The 20,639-nt window shown below is 73.2% G+C and carries 20 protein-coding genes, 1 pseudogene and 1 riboswitch; all 21 genes and pseudogenes read right to left on the reverse strand.

All coding sequences use genetic code 11. From position 1 onward, the window contains the following. Positions 1 to 22: 22 nt before the first annotated feature. Positions 23 to 958 carry an adenosylcobinamide-phosphate synthase CbiB gene (gene cbiB, locus WMF43_RS02280; RefSeq protein WP_437677177.1) on the reverse strand — a complete coding sequence of 312 codons (936 nt, stop codon included), beginning with the start codon at positions 956 to 958 and terminating at the stop codon, positions 23 to 25. Positions 959 to 1,050: 92 nt separating this feature from the next. After that, positions 1,051 to 1,623 (reverse strand): bifunctional adenosylcobinamide kinase/adenosylcobinamide-phosphate guanylyltransferase, encoded by a 573-nt coding sequence (gene cobU, locus WMF43_RS02285; protein WP_437677179.1) that lies wholly within the window; start codon positions 1,621 to 1,623, stop codon positions 1,051 to 1,053. Continuing rightward, a complete protein-coding gene (locus tag WMF43_RS02290) occupies positions 1,620 to 3,074 on the reverse strand; it encodes a cobyrinate a,c-diamide synthase (protein WP_437677181.1) in 1,455 nt (484 codons plus the stop codon). The genes cobU and WMF43_RS02290 overlap by 4 nt, the downstream gene beginning before the upstream one ends. Beyond that, a complete protein-coding gene (cobO, locus tag WMF43_RS02295) occupies positions 3,074 to 3,610 on the reverse strand; it encodes a cob(I)yrinic acid a,c-diamide adenosyltransferase (protein ID WP_437677183.1) in 537 nt (178 codons plus the stop codon). Before cobO ends, WMF43_RS02290 begins: the two co-directional genes overlap by 1 nt. Then, on the reverse strand, positions 3,607 to 4,398 hold the full coding sequence (cobM, locus tag WMF43_RS02300) for a precorrin-4 C(11)-methyltransferase (RefSeq protein ID WP_437677185.1): 792 nt from the start codon (positions 4,396 to 4,398) through the stop codon (positions 3,607 to 3,609). The genes cobO and cobM overlap by 4 nt, the downstream gene beginning before the upstream one ends. A gap of 13 nt (positions 4,399 to 4,411) precedes the next feature. Next, a pseudogene (cobJ, locus tag WMF43_RS02305) lies at positions 4,412 to 5,678 on the reverse strand (precorrin-3B C(17)-methyltransferase). Continuing rightward, positions 5,671 to 6,810: a cobalt-precorrin 5A hydrolase gene (locus WMF43_RS02310; protein ID WP_437677186.1), complete on the reverse strand. Its 1,140-nt coding sequence runs from the start codon at positions 6,808 to 6,810 to the stop codon at positions 5,671 to 5,673. The pseudogene cobJ and the gene WMF43_RS02310 overlap by 8 nt, the downstream one beginning before the upstream one ends. Next, complete coding sequence (cobI, locus tag WMF43_RS02315) at positions 6,807 to 7,616, reverse strand: precorrin-2 C(20)-methyltransferase (protein ID WP_437677187.1); 810 nt, start codon at positions 7,614 to 7,616, stop codon at positions 6,807 to 6,809. The genes WMF43_RS02310 and cobI overlap by 4 nt, the downstream gene beginning before the upstream one ends. Continuing rightward, positions 7,613 to 8,920 (reverse strand): precorrin-6y C5,15-methyltransferase (decarboxylating) subunit CbiE, encoded by a 1,308-nt coding sequence (gene cbiE, locus WMF43_RS02320; protein ID WP_437677189.1) that lies wholly within the window; start codon positions 8,918 to 8,920, stop codon positions 7,613 to 7,615. Before cbiE ends, cobI begins: the two co-directional genes overlap by 4 nt. Beyond that, positions 8,917 to 9,618 carry a precorrin-8X methylmutase gene (locus tag WMF43_RS02325; RefSeq protein WP_437677191.1) on the reverse strand — a complete coding sequence of 234 codons (702 nt, stop codon included), beginning with the start codon at positions 9,616 to 9,618 and terminating at the stop codon, positions 8,917 to 8,919. The genes cbiE and WMF43_RS02325 overlap by 4 nt, the downstream gene beginning before the upstream one ends. Next, positions 9,615 to 10,748, reverse strand: a complete 1,134-nt coding sequence (locus tag WMF43_RS02330; RefSeq protein WP_437677192.1) for a cobalt-precorrin-5B (C(1))-methyltransferase — start codon at positions 10,746 to 10,748, stop codon at positions 9,615 to 9,617. The genes WMF43_RS02325 and WMF43_RS02330 overlap by 4 nt, the downstream gene beginning before the upstream one ends. Before the next feature lie 16 nt (positions 10,749 to 10,764). After that, positions 10,765 to 11,499 carry an FAD-dependent oxidoreductase gene (locus tag WMF43_RS02335; protein WP_437677194.1) on the reverse strand — a complete coding sequence of 245 codons (735 nt, stop codon included), beginning with the start codon at positions 11,497 to 11,499 and terminating at the stop codon, positions 10,765 to 10,767. Between the two features lie 4 nt (positions 11,500 to 11,503). Continuing rightward, positions 11,504 to 11,878, reverse strand: a complete 375-nt coding sequence (locus WMF43_RS02340; protein WP_437677196.1) for a DUF3209 family protein — start codon at positions 11,876 to 11,878, stop codon at positions 11,504 to 11,506. A gap of 111 nt (positions 11,879 to 11,989) precedes the next feature. Beyond that, positions 11,990 to 13,177: a CbiX/SirB N-terminal domain-containing protein gene (locus tag WMF43_RS02345; protein WP_437677198.1), complete on the reverse strand. Its 1,188-nt coding sequence runs from the start codon at positions 13,175 to 13,177 to the stop codon at positions 11,990 to 11,992. Continuing rightward, complete coding sequence (locus tag WMF43_RS02350; protein ID WP_437677200.1) at positions 13,153 to 13,983, reverse strand: energy-coupling factor ABC transporter ATP-binding protein; 831 nt, start codon at positions 13,981 to 13,983, stop codon at positions 13,153 to 13,155. The genes WMF43_RS02345 and WMF43_RS02350 overlap by 25 nt, the downstream gene beginning before the upstream one ends. Further along, on the reverse strand, positions 13,980 to 14,741 hold the full coding sequence (locus WMF43_RS02355; RefSeq protein WP_437677202.1) for a CbiQ family ECF transporter T component: 762 nt from the start codon (positions 14,739 to 14,741) through the stop codon (positions 13,980 to 13,982). The genes WMF43_RS02350 and WMF43_RS02355 overlap by 4 nt, the downstream gene beginning before the upstream one ends. Then, positions 14,731 to 15,129 (reverse strand): hypothetical protein, encoded by a 399-nt coding sequence (locus WMF43_RS02360; RefSeq protein WP_437677204.1) that lies wholly within the window; start codon positions 15,127 to 15,129, stop codon positions 14,731 to 14,733. Before WMF43_RS02360 ends, WMF43_RS02355 begins: the two co-directional genes overlap by 11 nt. After that, the gene (locus WMF43_RS02365; RefSeq protein WP_437684271.1) at positions 15,129 to 15,806 is read right to left on the reverse strand and encodes an energy-coupling factor ABC transporter permease; all 678 of its coding nucleotides are present in this window, start codon (positions 15,804 to 15,806) and stop codon (positions 15,129 to 15,131) included. The genes WMF43_RS02360 and WMF43_RS02365 overlap by 1 nt, the downstream gene beginning before the upstream one ends. Before the next feature lie 133 nt (positions 15,807 to 15,939). Beyond that, positions 15,940 to 16,148: riboswitch (cobalamin riboswitch) on the reverse strand. 1,151 nt (positions 16,149 to 17,299) lie between these two features. Further along, a complete protein-coding gene (locus tag WMF43_RS02370; protein ID WP_437677206.1) occupies positions 17,300 to 18,130 on the reverse strand; it encodes an enoyl-CoA hydratase/isomerase family protein in 831 nt (276 codons plus the stop codon). Positions 18,131 to 18,283: 153 nt separating this feature from the next. Next, on the reverse strand, positions 18,284 to 18,787 hold the full coding sequence (locus WMF43_RS02375; protein ID WP_437677208.1) for an RDD family protein: 504 nt from the start codon (positions 18,785 to 18,787) through the stop codon (positions 18,284 to 18,286). 738 nt (positions 18,788 to 19,525) lie between these two features. Further along, entirely contained in the window at positions 19,526 to 20,416 is an 891-nt protein-coding gene (locus WMF43_RS02380) for a 3-hydroxyacyl-CoA dehydrogenase family protein (protein WP_437677210.1), read from the reverse strand. Positions 20,417 to 20,639: the final 223 nt, after the last annotated feature.

Below are 20,639 nucleotides of genomic sequence, written 5' to 3' on the forward strand. Positions count from 1 at the left end.
ACCATGACGGTGAGCGCTGCCATTATAAAGATTCCTTCCAATACCCCATCACGCCGAGCCCGAGCGCGGCGAACGCGGCGAAGATCAGCGACGCGAGCACCATGATGCGACAGGCCTCGTCGATGAGCTCCCGGCGGAGCGGCGCGATCGGGTCGCCGAGGCGGTAATGGCCGCGCTTCTCGAGCTCGACCCGGAGCAGCCCGGCCATCGCCGCCATCGGCCGGCCGGCGTTCGGGCTCTCCGTGAGGCCGCCGTCGCGCCGCAGCACGGCGAGGCCGCGGCGCGCGTCGGCGCCGCGGAGCCACCCGGCGGCGAGCAGCAGGAGCGCGGTGATCCTGGCGGGGACGAAGTTGAGCGCGTCGTCGAGCCGCGCCGACGCCTTGCCGAGGTACTCGTAGCGGCCGTGATACCCCACCATCGCGTCGAGGGTGTTCACCGCGCGGTAGAAGAGCGCGCCGGGGAGGCCGAAGAGGGCGAAATAGAAGAGCGGGGCGACGACGCTGTCCGAGGTGTTCTCGGCGACCGACTCGATGGATGCGGCGACGAGGGCGGGCTCGTCGAGGTCGGAGGCGTCGCGGCTGCAAAGGCTCCCGAGGGCGGCGCGGGCCGCGGGGAGGTCGCCGGCCGCGAGCGCGTCGCGCACGCCGAAGGCCGCGGCGCGCAGGGCGCGCAGGGCGAAGGTGGGTTTGAGAAGGACTCCTAACAAAAACGCGGAGAGGACCGGGTGCGGGGCAATCAGCGCGGCGAGGCCGGCGCCGAGCGCCGCGAAGGCGCAGGGGACGGCGAGGGCCATGAGCGCGCCCCAGAGGAATTCCGCGACGCGGCCGCCCGCCGGGGCGCGGCGCTTGAGGAGCTGGATGGCGGAGCCCATCCACACGACCGGGTGCACGGCGGCGGGCGGCTCGCCGCGCGCGAGGTCGAGCGCGACCGCGACGAGCAATGCGACGGCGGCGCTCATCGGTTGTCCTGATCCACGACGGCGGCGCTCATCGACCGTCCTCGCCCACGACGGCGGCGCTCATCGGTTGTTCTCATCCACGAAAGCGGCGCTCATCGACCGTCCTCGCCCACGACGGCGACCGGGCCGGGGCGCAGGCGGAGGATGACGCCCATCACGGCGACGTAGAGCTCGCTCGCCGAGCGGCCGAGCCGCTGGTGCGCGCGCCCGGCGAGGTCGCGGAACGCCCGGCCGAGCGGGCTCTCGGGGACGACGCCCATCCCCACCTCGTTCGAGACGAGGACCACGTGCGGACGCGCCGACGCGACGGCGGCCGCGAGCGCCTCGATGCGCTCGTGGATGCGGGCCTCGGGCTCGTCGCGGAGCAGGAGGTTCGACAGCCAGAGCGTGAGGCAGTCGACCACGACGACCTCGACGCCGGAGAGCGCGGCGATGCGCTCCGGCAGGGCGAACGGCTCCTCCACCGTGGTGAACTCGTCGCCCCGCTCGCGGACGTGGGCCGCGATGCGCGCCCTCATCTCGTCGTCGAACGGCTCGGCGGTCGCGATGAAGGCGCGGCGCTGGCCGAGCGAGCGCGCGAGCGCGAGCGCGAAGGCGCTCTTGCCGGAGCGCACGCCGCCGCCGATCAGGGCGACCCGCCGCGGCGCCGCGCCGTCGCCGCTCATCGCGCGCGCTCCTTCCGGTACGCCGCGGCGCTCGCGACGAGCCCCTCCGGCACGAGCGGGTTGGACGCCCAGTGGGCGTGGACGTAGGAGGCGAGCACGCTCCGCGTCCAGTAGCCCTCGCGCGCGACCTGGCCGCCGCGCCGGCGGCGCACGGAGTAGGCGTGCTCGATCGGCAGGGGCGGGGAGGACGTCGCGGGCGCGGGCGACACGGGGCGGAGCTCGGAGTAGCGGAACTGATGGCCGCGGAAGCGGAGCCCGGCCTGGCCGAGGATCGTGCGCGCCTGCGTCTCCACCTCGACGTACCCGAGCGCCTGGAGCCGCTCGCACATCACGGCCTCGGCGGGGATGAGCCCGACCATCGGGTGCGCTCGCCCGTCGAGGGTGCGGATCGCCTCGGTGAGGACCATCAGCCCGCCGCACTCGGCGTAGATCGGGCCCCCGCCGCCGGCGAACGCGCGGATCTCGGCGCGCATCGCGGCGTTCTCGGCCAGGCGCTCCGCGTGCACCTCGGGGTAGCCGCCGCCGAGGTAGAGCGCGTCCACGTCGGGCAGCCGCGCGTCGCGGAGCGGCGAGAACCGGACGAGCTCGGCCCCCGCGGCCTCGAGGCGGCGCAGGTTGTCCGCGTAGTAGAAGTGGAAGGCCTCGTCGAAGGCGACGCCGATCCGCGCCGCGCGCGGCCGGGCGCCGTGCACATCGGCGCGCGCTTCGCCGGACACCGCCGCCCTCACCGGAGGCGGCGGCACGGACGGCGACGGCAAGGCCGGCGCCCCGCGCGCGATCTCGAGCAGCGCGTCGAGCCCGATCCACTCCTCGGCCCGCGCCCCCCAGTGGTCCAGGCGCTCCTCGGGGAGCGCCGCCTCGTCGGCGGTGCGCAGCCCGAGGTGGCGCTCGGGGAAGCGCTGCGCCTCGTCGCGCGGCAACCCGCCGAGCACCGGCGGCGAGCGCTGCGCCTGTCGCAGGAGGTCGAGGTGGCCCCGGCTGCCGACCTGGTTGCACACGACCCCGGCGAGGCGGAGCCCGGGGTCGAACGTCGCGAAGCCGTGCACCAGCGCCGCGAGGCTGCGGGCCATGCCGGACGCGTCGGCGACGAGCACGACTGGCGCCTCGAGCCACTTCGCGATCTCGGCCGTGGAGCCCTCCTCGCCCGCGGGGCTCGCGCCGTCGAACAGCCCCATCACGCCCTCGAGGATCGCGACGTCGGCGCCCGCGGCCTCCTCCGCGAACGTGGACAGCACCGCGTCCCGGCCCATCATCCAGCCGTCGAGGTTGTGCGACGCGCCCGCGATCGCGCGCGCGTGGTACGTCGGATCCAGGTAGTCGGGGCCGCACTTGAAGAGCGCGACCCGGAGGCCGCGCGCCCGGAGCGCGCGCGCGATCGCCACCGTGACGGTCGTCTTGCCGACGCCGCTCGCGACGCCGGCGACGACGAGCCGGGGGATCTGCCGGGACATCAGAAGTCGACTCCGATCTGGGCCTTCATCCCCTGCGCGAACGGGTGCTTGACCGATCGCATCTCGGTCACGAGGTCCGCGAGCTCGACGAGCGCGTCGGGCGCGTTCCGGCCGGTGATCACGACGTGCACGTGCGCCGGCCGCCCGCGCAGCGCCGCGAGCAGCTCGCCCTCGGCGATGAAGCCGTAGTGAATCGCGTACGTGATCTCGTCGAGCACGACGATGTCGTGCTCCCCGCCCGCGATGAGCGCCGCGGCCTCGTCGAAGGCGGCGCGCGCGGCCGCCTTGTCCCGCGAGAGGTCGTCGCTCTCCCAGGTGAAGCCGCGCCCCATCACGAGGAAGGTCAGGCCGGGGAGCGTCTCGGCGAACAGGCGCTCCCCCGTCTTCCACTTCCCCTTGATGAACTGCACGACCGCGACGCGCATGCCCCGCCCGAGCGCGCGGAACACCATCCCGAGCGCCGCCGTCGTCTTGCCCTTGCCGTGGCCGGTATAGACGATGACGAGCCCTCTCCTCTCCGGCGCCCCCGCGCTCACGAGCCCTCCTCCGCGGAGCCGGGCGCGCGGCGCTTCTCGGCCTTGCGGAACCGGTGGCTGAACTCCGGATCGTAGAGCCGCGAGTCGGCGAAATCCGTGGCGGTGAGCACGCGGCCGACCAGGATCATCGACTGGCTCTTGATCCCCTCGGCGCGCACCTTCTCCCGGATGTCGGCGAGCGTGCCCGTCACGATCTTCTGATCGGGGCAGCTCGCCTTGTGCACCACCGCGACCGGGCAATCGGCGCCGTACGACGGGATGAGCGCCTCGGCGACGTCCTTGAGCAGGGTGATGCTCAGGAACAGGCACAGTGTTGCCTGGTGGCGGGCGAGCTCCTCGAGCCGCTCCGCGGGCGGGACCGGCGTGCGGCCCTCGGCGCGCGTCAGGATCACCGTCTGCGAGAGCTCGGGCAACGTGAGCTCGCGCCCGAGCGCCGCCGCCGCCGCGGTGAACGACGAGACGCCGGGGATGATCTCGTACGGGATGCCGAGCGCATCCATCCGGCGCATCTGCTCGGCGGTCGACCCGAACAGGACCGGATCACCCGTGTGCACGCGCGCCACGTCGTGGCCCGCCTCCTTCGCCTCGACGAAGACGGCCACGATCTGGTCGAGGGTCATGCCGGAAGAGTCGATGACCCGGGCGTCCGGCCGCGCGGAGGCCACGATCTCCCGCGGCACGAGGGAGCCCGTGTACATGACGACGGGGCAGCGGGCGACGAGCTCGGCGCCGCGGACGGTGATGAGCCCGGGGTCGCCCGGGCCAGCGCCGATGATGTAGACGCGCATGAGGGCTCTCCAGCTAGATGCAGCGCAGCACGTTGTCGCGCACGAGCTGCCAGACGGCCTCGGGGATGTCGCCGAGCCACCGCGCGTCGCGCTCGATCGGCTCCTCCGGATCGTCGAGCGGGTCGTCAGGGGAGTAGACGAGCCGCCAGAGCCGCTCGCTCACCGAGCCGTTCCGCTCGATCAGGAAGCGCTGCGCGAGCCGCCGCGCGAGCTCCTCGCCCTCGACGTCGAGCAGCAGCACCGGCGCGGCGACCTTCACCGGGTCGGCGCCGGCCAGCGGCAACAGCTGCACGTACGGCCTCTTCAGCGCGTCGACCTCGCCCGGCGGCTCGAACCCCGCCTGCCGGAAGTCGCACGGCACCTTGGTGTTGCCGATGAGGTAATACGTCCCCTGGGTCTCGGCGAGCAGCGCGCCGCCCAGCCTCCCTACACGCGCCATCTTAGACCTCCTCCGCCGCGCCCTCGTCCGAGAGCACCAGCGTGCGCCCCGGCGTCTGGCCCGGGAGCGCGGCTCCATCCCATGTGTACTTGTTGGTGTATCCGCGCGGCGTGACCATGTACCCCTCGAAGACGAAGGTGTTGGTCGAGCCGACGAGCACCGTGGTCAGCATACCGATCTCGTAGTCCAGGAAGTGATCGAGATCGGTGAGCACGGCGCTCTCCAGCTTCCTGTAAGCGCTCTTCACCAGCGCGACCGGCGTCGTGCCCGCGCGGTGCTGCGCGATGATCTCCTGGGCCCGGACGATCTGGCGCGTGCGCCGGCCGCTCGCCGGATTGTAAAGGCCGATGACGAAGTCGGCCGCGGCGGCCGCCTCGAGGCGCCGCTCGATGACCGGCCACGGGGTCAGGAGGTCCGAGAGCGAGATGGCGCAGAAGTCGTGCCCGAGCGGGGCGCCGACGAGCGACGCGCACGCGTTCAGCGCGGTCATGCCGGGCACGATGCGGAGCTCCGGCGAGCCGCCCCGCTTCCAGCCGATCTCCTGGAGCACCTGGAAGACGAGCCCGGCCATGCCGTACACGCCCGCGTCGCCCGACGAGATGATCGCGACGCGCGCCCCGTCCCGCGCGCGCTCCACCGCGGCGCGCGCGCGGCCGATCTCCTCGGTCATGCCGGTCTTGATCACCTCCTTGCCCACGATGAGGTGCTTCACGAGCCGGATGTAGGTCGTGTACCCCACGATGAGGTCCGAGGCGGCGATCGCCTCGAGCGCGGCGCGGGACGCGTGCTCCTCGGCGCCTGGGCCGATGCCGACGATCGACAGGACTCCGTGCTCAGCCATGGCTCTCCTCGACGGTGCGCTTGGGGAAGGGGACACGCGCGACGGCGAGCGTCATCGACCGCCCGACGCCCTCCTCGGTGTACGCGCGCTTCGGGACGAGCAGCCTGGCCGCGCCCGCGGCGCGCAGCGCGGCCGGCTCGGAGACGCCCCGGGCGCCGACGTGCTTCTTCACGGTCTCCGACGGGTTCTCGATCCCCTCGGTCGCGTCGAGCTCCTCGGCGGTGAACGTGACGAGCGGCCAGCCCCGCCGCTCCGACAGCGCGAGCAGCGCCGCCTCGTCGGCCTTCTTGTCGATGGTGGCGAGCGCCTTCACCGACCTCGCCGACAGCCCGTGCTCCGCGAGCAGCTTGTCGACCCCGCGCTCCACCATGTCGAGCGGGGCGCCGCGGTCGCAGCCGACGCCGAGCACGAGGCTCTTCGGGCGGTAGACGACGGCGCGCTCGAAGGCGGCGGGGTGGGCGCGCGCGAGGTCGCGGTCGCTCGCGACGAGCAGGATCTCCCACGCGTCCGGGTCGACGCCGTCGAGCGACGTCGCGTAACACACGCCGGGCGGGAGCGGCGTCGCCTCGGGCCAGAACGACGGCTCGCCCGTCTCCTGGACGAACAGCACGGGCGCGGCGTTCACGACCGCGGCGCAGCCGCGCGTCACGTTGCGGTCGGGGTCGTCGAGCGTCCAGCCGAGCTCCCGGCCGAGGATGTCGACCGTCAACGTCCCGAGCGCGTCGGACGCCGTGGTCACCACCGGCTGCGCGCCGAGCAGCGCGGCCACCTTCTCGGTGAACGAGTTGCCCCGCCCGACGTGCCCGGAGAGCACGCAGATCGAGAAGCGGGCGGTGTCGTCGACACACACGACCGCCGGGTCGACCTTCTTGTTCTTGAGGAGCGGGGCGATCATCCGCACCACGGCGCCGACGCTGATCACGAAGACGTGGCAGTCGTAGGCCGTGAAGGCCTCGGTGAGCAGCGGCCCCATCGGCAGCGGGAGCGGCTTCGCCCCGGCCGGCGCCGACCCGAAGAGCTTCTGCGAGACGTAGAGATCCGCGCCCGGGAGCCCCTCGAGCAGCGTGCGGCCGATCGCGATCCCGTGGCGCGTGATCGCGTAGATGGCGTAGGGCTTGCGCGCGGCGGTCACGGCGCCTCCGGTTCGTTAAGTGCATTTTCGAAGGCCCCCGGCGGCGAGGCCTCGGCCTCCCCGACGAGCAGCCCGCTGCGCTCACCGCGCGTGACCACCACCATGGCGAAGCAGTCGCCCCGCTCGCCCTGCGCGGCCCGGAGGTCCCGGACGATGCGCTGCTCGGGCATGGTCGCCTTGGACACGAACACCGCCCGATCGAGCAGGCCCGCCCGGGTGAGCGCCTCGGTGACCTTCGGCATCTCCGAGCCGATCTTCATCAGGACCACGGTGTCGAACCGCTGCAGCACCTCGGTGAGGTCGTCGACGCCGTACGTGGCCGGGAGGATGGCGATGCGCTCCTGGCCGTCGGCCAGCGACAGGCCGCTCACGGCCGGGACCGCCGTGACCGAGGTGACGCCGGGGACGACCTCGACCTCGAGCCCGGGGAAGCGGCGGAGCGCCTCGCGGCGGACGTAGACGAACGTGCTGAAGAGCGACGGATCCCCCTCGGTGGCGAACGCGACCGAGAGGCCGCGCGAGAGGCGGTCGCCGATCTTGTCGAGCGCGGCGTCCACGTAGGGGCGGACGCGGTCCGGGTCCTTGCTCATGGGGAAGGTGAGCAGCAGCCTCTCCTGCTTGCGCGGCTCGCGCGGCTTGCCGAGGACCGGCTCGAGGATCCGGTAGGCCATCGAGGCGCCGAAATCCGAGCTGCGCGGGAGCGCGAGCACGTCCGCGCTCTCCAGCACGCGCACGGCGCGCAGCGTGAGCAGGTCCGGGGCGCCGGGGCCGACGCCCACGCCGTAGAGCTTGCCGAGGCCGGTCACGACGCCTCCGAGGCGGACCGCGCGCCGCCGGACGGCGCGGGCGGCGCCTTGTCCGCGCCCTGCGCGCCCGCCGGCTTGGTCGCGGCGAAGATGTGGATGGGGTTCAGCGCCTCGTAGCGCATGTAACGCGCGAGCGGGACGCCGCGCGAGACCTGGAGCATCGTGATCTCGGGGTCGAGGCCGCGCGCCTTGAGCGCGCGGTACGCCTCGGAGACGTTCTCCAGGGTGATCGCGTTGACCACGAGGCGGCCGCCCGGCCGCAGACGATCCAGCGCCGCGGTGATGATGTCGTCCATGCTCCCCTTGCTCCCGCCGACGAACACCGCGTCCGGGTCCTCGAGCGCCGCGAGCGCCTCGGGCGCGCGGCCCGCGACGACGCGCACGTTGTCGACGCCGTGTGTGCGGACGTTGTCCCGGCAGATCTCGACGCCCTCGGGGTCGACCTCGATCGCGTAGACGCGCCCGAGCGGGCAGAGCATCGCCGCCTCGATCGAGACCGAGCCCGAGCCGGCGCCGATGTCCCAGACGACCGCGTCGGGGCGGAGCGCCATCGCGGCGATCGAGAGCGTCCGCACCTCGCGCTTCGTGATGAGGCCGTTCTTCGGCATGCGCTTGGCGAACGCGTCCTCGTGCAGGTAGGGGACGACCGGCGGCGGCCGCCACGCCGGGTCGCTCCGGAGCAGCAGGAGCACGTTGAGCGGGCCGATGTCCTCGGCCGCCGCGAGCGCCGGGAGCTCGAACGCGCGCACGCGCTCGCCCGCGCCCGCGAGGCTCTCGCAGACCCACGCCTTCCACGCCGCGTCGCCGTGCTCGAGCAGCCGCGCCGCGAGCCGCGCCGGGCTGCTCTCGCCGTCGGTCAGCACCGCGACCTTCGAGAGCCGGCGGAGGCGCGTCGCGAACCCCTCGGGCGAGCGCCCGTGGACCGAGACGAACGCGGCGTCGTCCCACGCGATCCCCGTGCGCGCGAACGCCCACTGGACCGAGCTCAGGCTCGGGAGGATCTCGACGTGCTCCTCGCCGAGCTTCTTGACCACGAGCGCGCCGATCCCGAAAAACAGCGGATCGCCCGAGGCGAGGATGCACACGTTCTGCTCGGCGGAGAGGCTCTCCACGCGGTCGAGGACGGCGGACAGGCCGCCCTTCAGGGCGATCTTCTCGCCGCGGAACTGCGGGAAGAACTCGAGGTGCCGCTCGCCGCCCACGAGCACCTCGGCCCGCGCGACCGCGGAGGCGGCGCGGCTCGACAGGCTGGCGCACCCGTCGTCGCCGATGCCGACGACGGTCACGGCGCGGCGCGCGCTCATCGCGCCACCTGCGCCTTTTCCGCCCCGGCCTCGGCCGAGAGGAGCAGGAGCGCGTGCACGATCGCGACCGCGATCGGGCTGCCGCCCTTGCGCCCGCGCGCCACGATCGAGGGGAGCCCCGACGCGAGCAGCGCCTCCTTGGACTCCGCCGCCGACACGAAGCCGACCGGCACGCCGATCACGAGCGCCGGCCGCGCCCCCTCCTCCTCGGCGAGGCGCACGACCTCGAGCAGCGCCGTCGGCGCGTTGCCGATCGCGACGATCGCCCCGTCGAGCAGCCCGAGCCGGTGCGCCTTGCGCATCGCCTCGATCGCGCGGGTCGAGCCGGCCGCGGACGCGGCCTGGATGACGTCGTCGTCCGAGATGAAGCAGTGGATCTTGCAGCCGTAGGACGCGAGCCGCTGCTCGTTCAGGCCGACGCCGATCATCTTCACGTCGACGAGCACCGGCGCGCCGGCCTTGAGCGCCGCGATGCCCCGCGCGAGCGCCTCCGGGTGGAGCCGCATGAGCGACGAGAACTCGAAGTCGGCGGTCGCGTGGATCACCCGGCGGACGACCTGCCACTCCGCGTCCGGGAACCCGTGGCCCTTGGCCTCCTCGTCGATGATCGCGAAGCTTTTGTCCTCGATGCGCCGCCCGAGCGCGGTCATCTGCCGCATGTCGTTCGCCGCGGGCGCGCGCGCCTCGTCACCGCTCATGATTCCTCCGCTCTGTCTCCGCTGGCGGCGCCGCCGTCGGCCGGGTACCGGCCGAGCAGCGCCCCGTTGAAATCGACCAGGCACGCGTGCACCTCGAGGGCGCCGCCCGCGTGCCGCGAGGTGTGCTCGACGACGCGCCGGCAGATGCCGCCGGGGACGCCGGTGAGCCCCTCGCGCTGGCACAGCTCGAGCACGTGCCGCGCGGTGTTCGCCTGCCGGATCTCGGCGGCGATCTCCGGCCGCGCGCCGAGCTCCTCCGCGATCTGCGCGAGCAGCTCCATGCTCACCTCCGAGCCGGCGGCGTGGGTCATCATCTTGCCGTCGGCCATCTTCGAGAGCTTGCCGATCATCCCGACGATCACCGCGCGGGCGATCTTCCGCCGCGCGGCGTGCCGGACGCCGGTGCCGATGAAGTCGCCGACCTGGATGAACGCGTCCTCCGGCAGCTCCGGGTAGAGCTTCATCGCGTACGCCTCGGACTTGCCGCCGGTCGTGAGCGCGACGGCCCTGAGGCCGCGCTCGGCCGCGACGTCGATCGCCTGCACGACGCTCGCGCGGAAGGCGGCGGTCGAGTAGGGCTTCACGATCCCGCTCGTCCCGAGGATCGAGATCCCGCCGATCAGCCCGAGCCGCGCGTTGATGGTCTGCTTGGCCATCTCCTCGCCCCCGGGCACGCTGATCGTGATCGTGGCCCCGGCGAAGCCCGAGCCCTCGAGCTCCTCGAGGACCATCTCGGTGATGTTCCGGCGCGGCACGGGGTTCACCGCCGGCGCGCCGACCGGCAGCCCGAGCCCCGGCTTCGTGACCACGGCGACCCCCTCGCCGCCGCGGATCTCGACGCCCGGCTCGCGGCGGAGCTCGACCTCGGCGACGAGCTCCGCGCCGTGGGTGCAATCGGGGTCGTCGCCGGCGTCCTTGATCACGCTGCACGTGGCGCGCGCGCCGTCGCGGTCGCAGCGCTTCAGCGGGAACGTCGCCCGCTGCCCGTTCGGCAGCGTCGTCTCGATGGCGTCGACCGCCGCGCCGCGCGCGAGCACACGCGCCGCCGCCTTGGCCGCGGCGGCCGCGCAGGCGCCCGTCGTGAACCCCTCGCGCTGCCCTTTCGGGTCTCTCGGCCGGAGCTCTGCCATCCAGAATCCTGAATCGTTACGTGGACTTCTTCAGCGGGTTGTTGAAGAAGCTCTCGAGGAGCACGGCGCCCTCCGGCGCGCCGAGCGAGACCAGCCGGTCGCGGACCGGGTAGAGGACCGCGCCGTCGCCGGCGCAGAGGACGGCGTCGTACGGCCCGCGCGCGAGCTGCTCCTCGGCGATCGCGCAGGCGCGCGCCGGCCGCTCGGGGTGGCCGACCGGGAGGAAGCCGCCGGCGATCGTGAGGCTGGCCGCGGCGGGGAGGCGGTCGCGGACGAAGCGCTCGGGGAGGAAGTAGGCGGCGGACTCGACCAGCCAGAGGAGGTCGAGCTGCCGCGCGCCGGCCGCGGCCGCGCTCCGCGCGATACCGAGCGCCGCCGTGATGCCGGTGTCGGTGGCGACGACGAGCGCGCGGCCGGAGAAGCCGTCCGGGAGCCTCAGCTTGCCCCAGGGGCCGCTCCACTCGAGCTCCGCGCCCACGGCGATGTCGCTGAGCACGTTCGACCCGGGCCCGGCGGCGATGCGCTTGACCGCGATCTCGACGGCGCGCTGCTCGGCGTCGCTCGAGAGCAGCGAGTAGGCGCGCTTCGCGAGCTTGCCGCCCGGCAGGGTGACCCCGGTGTTGATGATCACGTACTGACCGCCGGCGAAGCCGACCTCGGCGCCGTCTGCGCGCTCGATCCGGAGCAGCCGGGCCCCCGGCCCGAGCGGCTCCGCGCAGGCGATCTTGATCCTCGTTCCCTGGGTCGCCATGGGCTCACTCCGCCGGGTAGATCTCGTGCACGAAGTCGTGCATCTCCTCGAGCTCGCGGTAGAGCCGGCCGAGCCCGTCGACCTGGGCGCGGAGGTCGAGCTCGACCTGCTTCGTGAGGATGACGAGCGAGCGCAGGTAGGCGAGCTTCTCGTCGCCCGCGGGCGTCTTCGCGACCTTCTCCTGGAGATCCGCGAGGGACGCCTCGAACAGGCGCGAGAGGCTCTTGAGATCGCCGGCGCGCAGCATCGAGGAGACGGGCCCCGGCGCCTCCGCCGCCGGGCCGAGCTCGGCGAGCTCGTGCGCGCGCTCGCCGGGATCGTCGATCCCGAGGATGTTCATGAGCCCGAGGCGGAGCGCGGCGATTTCATGGCAGGCCATATCGGTCCTCTCCTAACAGGTGAAGAGCAGGGTGGGAACAAGACCCGTGGTGTCGAGCGACGGCCTCGCAGGGCGCGACCGTGCCACGGCAGGGCTGTGAGGCGCCGGTCTTCATTGCATGATGTCGTCGACGAGCCGCGCCACGAGGCGATCGCCGAGCAGGTGCTCTTCCACGAGGTCCTTCGCGTCCCCCTCGCGCACGCCGCGGTACCAGACCCCGTCCGGGTAGACCGCGACCGTCGGCCCCTCGCCGCAGCGGCCCATGCACGAGGTCTTCGTCACGCGGATCTGCTGCTGCTGGCCGGCCTGCTTCAGGAGCCGGCGCAGCGACTCGAGCAGCGCGAGGCTGCCGCGGTCCACGCAGTCGGCGTTGCCGCAGACGAGGACGTGCTTGCGCAGGGGCCGGTGCGCGTGCACGTGGTTCGAGGCCTGCGTGTGCGTCAGCGTGTGGCGCACGCTGTAGAGCATCGCCTTGAGCCCGCCGACCTCGCGGGCGAGGCCCGGCAGGGCCGTGCGGTACATGCACGTGTCGCAGGGGAGGGGCGCCTCGCCGGCGAGCGCCTGGCGCACGCGCTCGTCGATCAGCCCGGAGAGCGCGCTCGACCGGCCGAGGTGCGGCGCGAGCGCCGCGCGGATCCACGGGTAGGTCGCCGAGAAGCGGTCGACCTGCTCGGCGAGCTTGGTCATGAGCCGCCCGGCGAAGAGGAAGTACGGCACGACCACGACGCGCTCGGGCCGCTGGCGCGCGACGCGCTCCAGCGTCTCCTCGACCGACGGCCGCGCGATGCCGATGAAGGTCGGCTCCACGAGCTGGAGGCCCCGGCCCTCGCCGATGAGGCGCGCCATCTTGTAGAAGTCGCCGTTCGCGTCCGGGTCGCTCGCGCCGCGGCCGACCACGACGAGGGCGGTGCGGGCGCGGGCCGCCGGATCCTCCGGCAGCACGGACGCGGCGCGCTCGAACGCGAGCTCCGCGAGCGCCGGGTGCACGCCCAGGTGGCGCGCCGCCGCGAAGCGCACGCCCGGGTGCGCCGCCCGCGCCTGCTCGAGCGCGAGCGGGATGTCGTTCTTCACGTGGCCCGCCGCGAACAGGAAGAGCGGCACGACGGCCACCCGTGACACCCGCCCGGCGAGCGAGGCGAGCGCGTCGGCGAGGTAGGGCGTCGCGAGCTCGATGTAGCCGTGCTGCACCACGAGCTCGGGCCGCGCCGCGCGGTGGTCGGCCACGAGCGCCTCGAACTCGGCGTTCGACGCCGCGTCGCGGCTGCCGTGGCCGATCAGCAAGAGGCCGGTGTCATGCATGCGAGCGCCTCCTCGAGGGTGAGCGGAAGTTCGGCCGCCCCGCCGCGCGCCGGCTGCGGCGCCATCCGGGTCCAGAGCTCCGCGACCCACGGCCGCCGGAGCCGCGCCCGCTCGAGCAGCTCGCCGCGCGCGAACACCTCCCGCGGCGGGCCGTCGGCGAGGATCCGCCCGTCGCCGAGCAGGATCGCGCGCCCGGCGAAGAGCGGCACGAGGTCCACGGCGTGCGTCGCGATGACCAGCGTGGCGCCCTGCCGCTCGGAGAGCGCGCGCAGCGTCGCGCACAGCGCGAGCTCGCCCGCGGGATCGAGGCCCGCCGTGGGCTCGTCGAGCAGGAGCACGCGCGGCTGCATCGCGAGCATGCCGGCGATGCACGCGCGCTTGCGCTCCCCGAAGCTCAGCGCCTCGATCGCCCGGTCCGCGAGGTGCGCGATGTGCACGGCGGCGAGCGCCGCCTCGGCGCGGCGCCGCGCCTCGCCGTCGGGCAGGCCGAGGTTCCTCGGCCCGAACAGGACGTCGTCGAGCAGCGTCGCGCCGAGCAGCTGGTCGTCCGGGTCCTGGAGCACGAGCGCGGCGCCGGCGGCGACCGCGTCCGAGGGCGAGGCGACGCGGCGGCCCGAGAGCTCGACGCGGCCGCCCGGCGTGGGCAAGAGCCCGACGAGCGCCCGGAGCAGCGCGGTCTTGCCGGCGCCGTTGCCGCCGAGCACCGCGACCGACTCGCCCTCGGCGACGTCGAGGCGCACGTCGCGGAGCACGGCCTCCCTGCCGGGGTACCCGATCCCGGGCGCGCGCAGCGCGATCGCCGTCATCGCGCCGCTCCGGCGCCGAGCCCGGCGGCGACGCTGAGCGCGAGGGCCGCGAGCGCGGCGGCGGCGAACGCGAGGTTCGCGGCGGGCGCGCTCGGCCGCGGCGCGGCGACGGGCAGCCGCCCGCGGTAGCCCCGGAGCTGCATGGCGACGGCGGCCTGCTCGGAGCGCTCCAGCGTGCGGAGCGCGACCACGCCCGCGACGGCGCCGGCCGAGCGCGCGGCGGCGACCGGCCGCGCGAACCCGCCGCGCAGCGCGGCGGCGCTCCACGCGCTGTCCGCCGCGCGCTGGAGCACGCCCGCGAAGCGCCGCGCGAGGGCGAGCAGCTCGACCAGCGCCGCGGGCGCGCCGAGCCCGGCGAGCGCCGCGTCGATCTCGGCGGGGGCGGCGGCGCGGGCGAGCCACCGGAGCACCGCCGCCGCGGCGAGGACACGCGCGGCGATCGCGGCGGCGGCGCGGGCGCCCTCCCGCGTGACGGCGCCGAGCGGGAACGCCGCGTCCGGGAGGAGCGGCTCTCCCCGGGTGAGCAGGAGCGCGAGCGCCGCCGCGATCCCGCCGATCCACGCGGGCGGCGCGAAGGCGCGGAGGATCGCGCCCGCGGTCATGCCCTGGAGCCGGAGGGCCGCGCACGCGACGAGCAGCAGCGCGGCGGGGGTCCTCGTCGAGCGCGCGCCGGCGGCGACGCAGCACGCGGCCACGGCGGCGCCGAGGCGGAGCCGCGGATCCACGTCGCGGAGGCGCGCGGCGAGGTCAATCGGCACGGCATCCCTGGGCGCCGGCCTTGCCGGCGGGCTGGTCCGCGCGCTCGACGAAGAGCACGCGCGAGAAGTAGCCGAGGGCGAAGCCGGCGAAGAGCCCGGCCCAGAGGAACGCGAACAGCAGGAGATCGCCCTCGAGGCCGGCGAAGAGCGGCCCCGTGTCGTTTCGCCCCGCGCCCTCGGCGACGCGGCGGACCACGGCCTCGTCGACGCCCTCCCAGGTGGCGCTGCCGCACGCGGCGAGCGAGAGCGCCGCGCCGAGCCGGAGCGCCGCGGCGAGCGCGGGCGCGGCGAGCCCAGCCAGCCTGCAGAGGGCGAGCGCGGGCGCGGCGAGCGCGCGCGGCCTGCAGAGGGCGAGCGCGGGCGACCGGCGCAGGGCGAGCCGCCGCATCACGGCGCCCCGGCGGCGAGGGGCACGACCCGGAGCCGCTCCAGGATGTCGGGCCGCCGGGTGCGCAGGAAGACGAGCGCCCCGGCGGTCATGACGCCCTCGAGCAGCCCGAGCGGCAGCTGGGTCGGCACGAAGGCGAGGGCGACGCCCGCGAACATGGTCTTCACCGACCCTTCGCCCGCGAGCCCGAGGGCGAGCTCGAGCGCCGTGGTCGCGTACGTGGCCCAGTCCGACGTCACGCCGGCGAGGAACCCGGCGACCCAGAGGCTCGCGCCGCAGCGCTGCGCGGCGCGGAACGCGAGGTACCCGGCGAACGCGCCCGCGATGCCCATCGACGCGACGTCGGCGCCGAGGGTGGTGAGCCCGCCGTGCGCGAGGAAGAGGGCCTGGAGGAGGAGCGCCACCACGGTGACGAGCACGGTCATGCGGGGGCCGATGAGGATGGCGGCGAGCCCGGTGCCGCACGGGTGGGAGCAGGTCCCCGCGGTCGGCACCGGCACGGGCATACACGAGATGGCGAACACGGCGGCGGCGACGAGGCCGACGAACGGCTTGTAAAAGGCGTCGCGCTGCGTGCGCTGCCGGAGCGCGTGGAGGGCGGCCGCGACGAACGGCAGGGCGATCGCGTTCCAGACCGCGCACCAGCCGAGCGGCAGGACCCCTTCCGCGAGGTGCATCGCGGCCGCGGGCCTGGGCGCTACGAGCGCCGCCAGGAACACGGCGAGGACGAACACAGGGCGGCCGGGGAGACCGGCTTCGGCGCTTCGGGTGAAATCCGCACCCGGACGCCACGATGACGTGCGCAAGCTGCACCTCGTGGGGACTCGGGTAGGTCTCCCGGCTCATGGGTTCAGGGGGCCTGTTCGGGCTCCCGGCGCTGCGTCCACCTTCCCAGGCCTCTTGTCGCGAGGCCCAGTGGTTCTCGGAAGCAGCTCCCCATTCACGGTGGCGGCACCGCGCCGGTCTCACACCGGCTTCCCTGTTATGCCCCTGAGGGCACCCGAGGAATCGATTGTCAGGTGCGCCTGGGTAGGCCCGTTTCGAGCGCGGCGTCAAGGAGGTCGCGTCGCGGCCGCGGCCGCGGCGGACGGCGGACGGCGGACGGCGCTGCCGGGTCGCTCTCTCGCCGGCCGAGGCGTCGAGGCCACGACGCCGCGCGCCCTCCCGCCGCGTCCGTCGCGCGAGCGGCAGCGCCTCGCGCGCCGTTCGTCCGACGTGCCGCCGCCCGTCGCGGGTGTCGTGGCGCCCCGCCTGCGGCGTGCCCTCGCGCGTCGCAGGCGCCCGCCGGCGGCCTCGCCGCTGCCGGGCAGGGCGCGCGCCTGCTGCGCATCAGCCGACCAGGAGGCTGCCGTGACGTGATGCGCGACAGGGCAAGTCACCGAGGTGCGCCCGCTGCACGCCGCGTCGACCGATGAGAATGATCTGGCGAGCGATCTCTGCTTCCGTCGGCTCCGTGCGAACAAGCGGCCGGAGGCAGTAAAATCGACCCAGACACATGACGTCGAGGAGCGCTCGAATTGCCTGTGCCCTCTGCGTCCGCTGTGTCCGCCGTGCGGTGTTTGTAAAACGCTCTTTACTTCGGCGTCACGTCGACGTGCTCGCGCCCTGCGCCTACCGTGCGGCGCACACAGTAGGAGGTTCGCCGTGCGCACGACCGCGCCGGCCGCGCGCTTCTCGCGACAGTGTGTTTCGTTCGTCCTGACTCTTTACTCACGTGCTCGGGTGTTCCGTGCCTCGGCCGCCCCGCGCCGCGCGCTGCGCAGGACGGGTACGGGTGGCGTTCTCTTTTCTCGTCCCGGAATCGAAGAGCCTGCCGTGCCGCGCGCGGATTCCGCACATCGATGGATCCATATGCCCGGCTCGGACGTGTTTCCCGCGAAATCGGGCGTGCCCGAGCCGCTGTGCGCGCAGCGCTCAGCGCGGGGGAGCGCTGCGCTCGTCACGTGCGCAGCCCTTGCACTTTGTTATCGACAACGCGCCGCTGGGTGCCACACTCGGGTTACTGCGTGCGCGCCGGTGCTGCCCCCCAGCCCGGAGCGCATGTGGTCTTCCTTGTAGCACCGCGGTGGACACTTCGTTTCTCCGGCGCGGTCACCCACCGTGCACATGCCGGTCCCCCCTCCGGCATGTTGCGCGGTCTTTTTTGTTTTGCCGTCGGGCGCGTCCCCGTTCACTTCCCGGTGAACGTGGCCTGCGATTTCGCCAGGAACGCCTTCATTCCATTCTTCTGATCTTCGCTGCCGAAGAGCGCGGCGAACGCCTGGGCTTCCAGCTCGTTGGCGGCGGTGAGGTCGAGGTTCTCGCCCCGCAGGAGGACACGTTTGGCGGCGGCGACGGCGAGCGGCCCGCGCGAGGCGATCTTGAGCGCGGTCTCGCGGGCGCGCGCGACGAGCTCCGACGCCGGGAAGACCGCGTTGACGAGCCCGAACGAGAGCGCCTGCTCGGCGGTGATCATATCTCCCGAATAGATGAGCTCGCGCGCGCGGCCCGGGCCGACCCGTCGCAGCAGTCGCTGGGTGCCGCCGAACCCTGGAATGACGCCCAGGTTCACCTCGGGCTGGCCGAGCTTGGCGCCTTCGGCTGCGTAGATGAAATCGCACGCGAGGGCGAGCTCGCAGCCTCCGCCGAGCGCGAAGCCGTTCACGGCGGCGATGACCGGGAACGGCGCGGTCTCGATGAGCTCCGCGAGCCGGTGGCCCGCCTCGGCGAACCGCTTCGCGGCGATGCTGTTCATCGAGGCCATCTCGGCGATATCGGCGCCCGCGACGAAGGCTTTTCCGGCTCCGGTGAGCACCGCGGCGCGGACCTCGTCGCCCCCTTCGGGCGCGAGGAGCTCGCGGAAGGCCGCGGTGAGATCGCCGATCACGGCGGGGTTCAGGGCGTTGAGCTTGTCGGGCCGCTGGATGGTCACGGTGGCGACGTGGCCCGTGCGCTCGACGGCGACGAACTGGAGGACGGGACCGCGAGGAGGGCTCCCCGGCTGCTGTTCTTGACCGTTCATGGGGGTGTGGTTAGCAGCGGGCGGCGCCGGGGGGAAGCGCGGCTGAGGCGCGGCGTGCCGCCGCGACGGCGGCGGCGAGCAGGCGGCCTTCGGCCTCTCTTCGCCGTTTGCGGGACGGTCTCTCTGTCGAGGACGACCGCCAGCGCGTGTTGTTTACGCCCGTTGCTCTTTCCCGCCGCGGGTGAGGATGACGCGTGTCTTCGAGAGGCCGTCGTGCAGGCCCACGCCGCTTCGTTGCAGAAATGTGAACGCCTCGAAGGGGATGAACCGGCACAGGGTGCGGACGATGATTCGGCCCACGCCGGCGCGGCTGCCGTCCTCCATGACGACGCGCGTGCCCGTGATGAGCTTGCCGAACGTGACGCCGAAGAGCGACTCGGCTCCGACGTAGTAGAGCAACATCATCAGGATGCCGAACAACGTGTCGTTGGTCTGATCGATCAGATCCTCCTGACCGATGAGCCCGAAGAGCATTCCGACGAGGAAGGTGAACAGCAGGATGCCCACGTAATCGAGGAGGAGGTTCGCGAACCGCCTGCCTGCGCTCGCGAGCCGCATGCGCGAGCGCGCGTCGGGGTCCGGCGCGGCGGTGACGTCGGCCTTGGGGGGTTGGTAGGGGTTGTAGCTCTCGGTGGGGCCGGCGGTGGGCGCGTTCATAAGACCTCTCGAACAGGGTCAAGGTGGCGCTGGCGTGAGGAGAGCCCGTCGAGCTCCTGGGAGTCGACGCGCAGGAGCGCATCGTACGCCGCCGGCTGCGCCCGTGTCAGCGCCCTTGAGCTTGGGGTTGAGAGCCCTCCGCGAGCTGACGGAGGGGATAACTCCCCCCACTCTTCCGTCCCCCGTCTCTCGTCGTTCGTCCCTCGTCGTTCGTCCCTCGTCGTTCGTCCCTCGTCGTTCGTCCCTCGTCGTTCGTCCCTCGTCGTTCGTCCCTCGTCGTTCGTCTCCCGTGCTCGTCCTCGTGATCGTGATCGTGATCGATCCGGCACGGTTGCCCTGACGATGGGCTCCGAACATCGGGAAAGGCTTGGGAAAATTGGTGATTGCAGGCTAAGCGTATTTTTGCGCGGTTGGTGCGCGCCTGCGATGGGGTCCAGTGCATTGGTGGACGTATCCCACGTGGACGTACGCCGGAATAATCGATCACGATCACGATCACGAGGACGAGCACGAAAGACGAGAGACGAAAGACGAGAGACGAAAGACGGGAGACGAGAGACGGGAGACGGGAGACGGGAGACGGGAGACGGGAGACGGGAGACGGGAGACGGGAGACGGGAGGCGGAAGGTGGTGAAGCTGTGCGACGCGCCCTGACGCCAGCAGACCCCCTCCTCCGTACCCCCTACACTGCGTGGATCTGTGGGAGTCCGCGTCTCCCTGGCCGCGCGGCGCCTCGACTACACCGCCCGCCCCGTCCGCTGCCCCTTCTCATCGTACAGGTAGAACCCCCTCCCGCTCTTCTTCCCGTACCACCCCGCCGCCACGAGGTTCCTCAGCAGCGTCGGCGCCCGGTACTTCGAATCCCCGAACTCCCGGTGCAGCACCTCCGCGATCGACAGCACCGTGTCGAGCCCGATCAGGTCCGCCAGCTCGAGCGGCCCCATCGGGTGGTTCAGCCCGAGCCGCGCCCCCGCGTCGATGTCCTCGGGCGTCGACAGCCCCTCCTGGAGCGCAAAACACGCCTCGTTCAGGAACGGGATCAACATCCGGTTCACGATGAACCCGGGCTGGTCCTTCGACGTGATCGCCGTCTTGCCGAACCCCACCGCGAGCGCCCGGACGGCCTCGTACGTGGCCTCCGACGTCTGGATCCCCCGGACGATCTCGACGAGCTTCATCAGCGGCACCGGGTTCATGAAGTGCATCCCGATCACCAGCTCAGGCCGGCTGGTCACCGCCGCGAGCCGCGTGATCGAAATCGACGACGTGTTCGACGCCAGGATCGCCCCCTTCGGGAGCGCCGCGTCGGCGAGCTTGAAAATCCCGCTCTTCACGTCGAAGCTCTCCGTCACCGCCTCCACCGCCAGGTCGACCCCCGACAGCCCCGCCATGCCCTCGGCCACCGCGACGCGCCCGAGCAGCGCGTCCCGCGCGTCCGCGGCCATCTTGCCCTTCTCCACCTGCTTCTCGAGGATGGCCGCGATCTGGGCCTTGCCCCGCTCCGCCAGCGCGGCGGACACGTCGCACAGGACCACCTCGAGCCCGGCCGCCGCGGCGACCTGAGCGATACCCCTCCCCATCTGACCCGCCCCGATCACCCCGAGGCGCTTGATCGTCGTTGCTTCCATGGCCGCGGTGGATACCCGAAGCAGCGGGCGCCGTGAACCCCGTGAACCGCGCTGACGCCGGCCTCCCGCCGGCCCAGGACGCCCCCGGCGCAAGCGCGCGAAAGCTCCGCCCCGCTTCCAGGGCAGCGGGGGCGAGGATCCTTGAAACCGTGTCGTCCGCCCGGCTATCTTCGGCCGGCCCGTGAACGGACCCGGCCTGTTTCGCGAGGTCCGCGGAGAGACG

It is taken from the genome of Sorangium sp. So ce131 (assembly GCF_051519095.1).
In the GTDB taxonomy this organism is placed as follows: domain Bacteria; phylum Myxococcota_A; class Polyangia; order Polyangiales; family Polyangiaceae; genus Sorangium.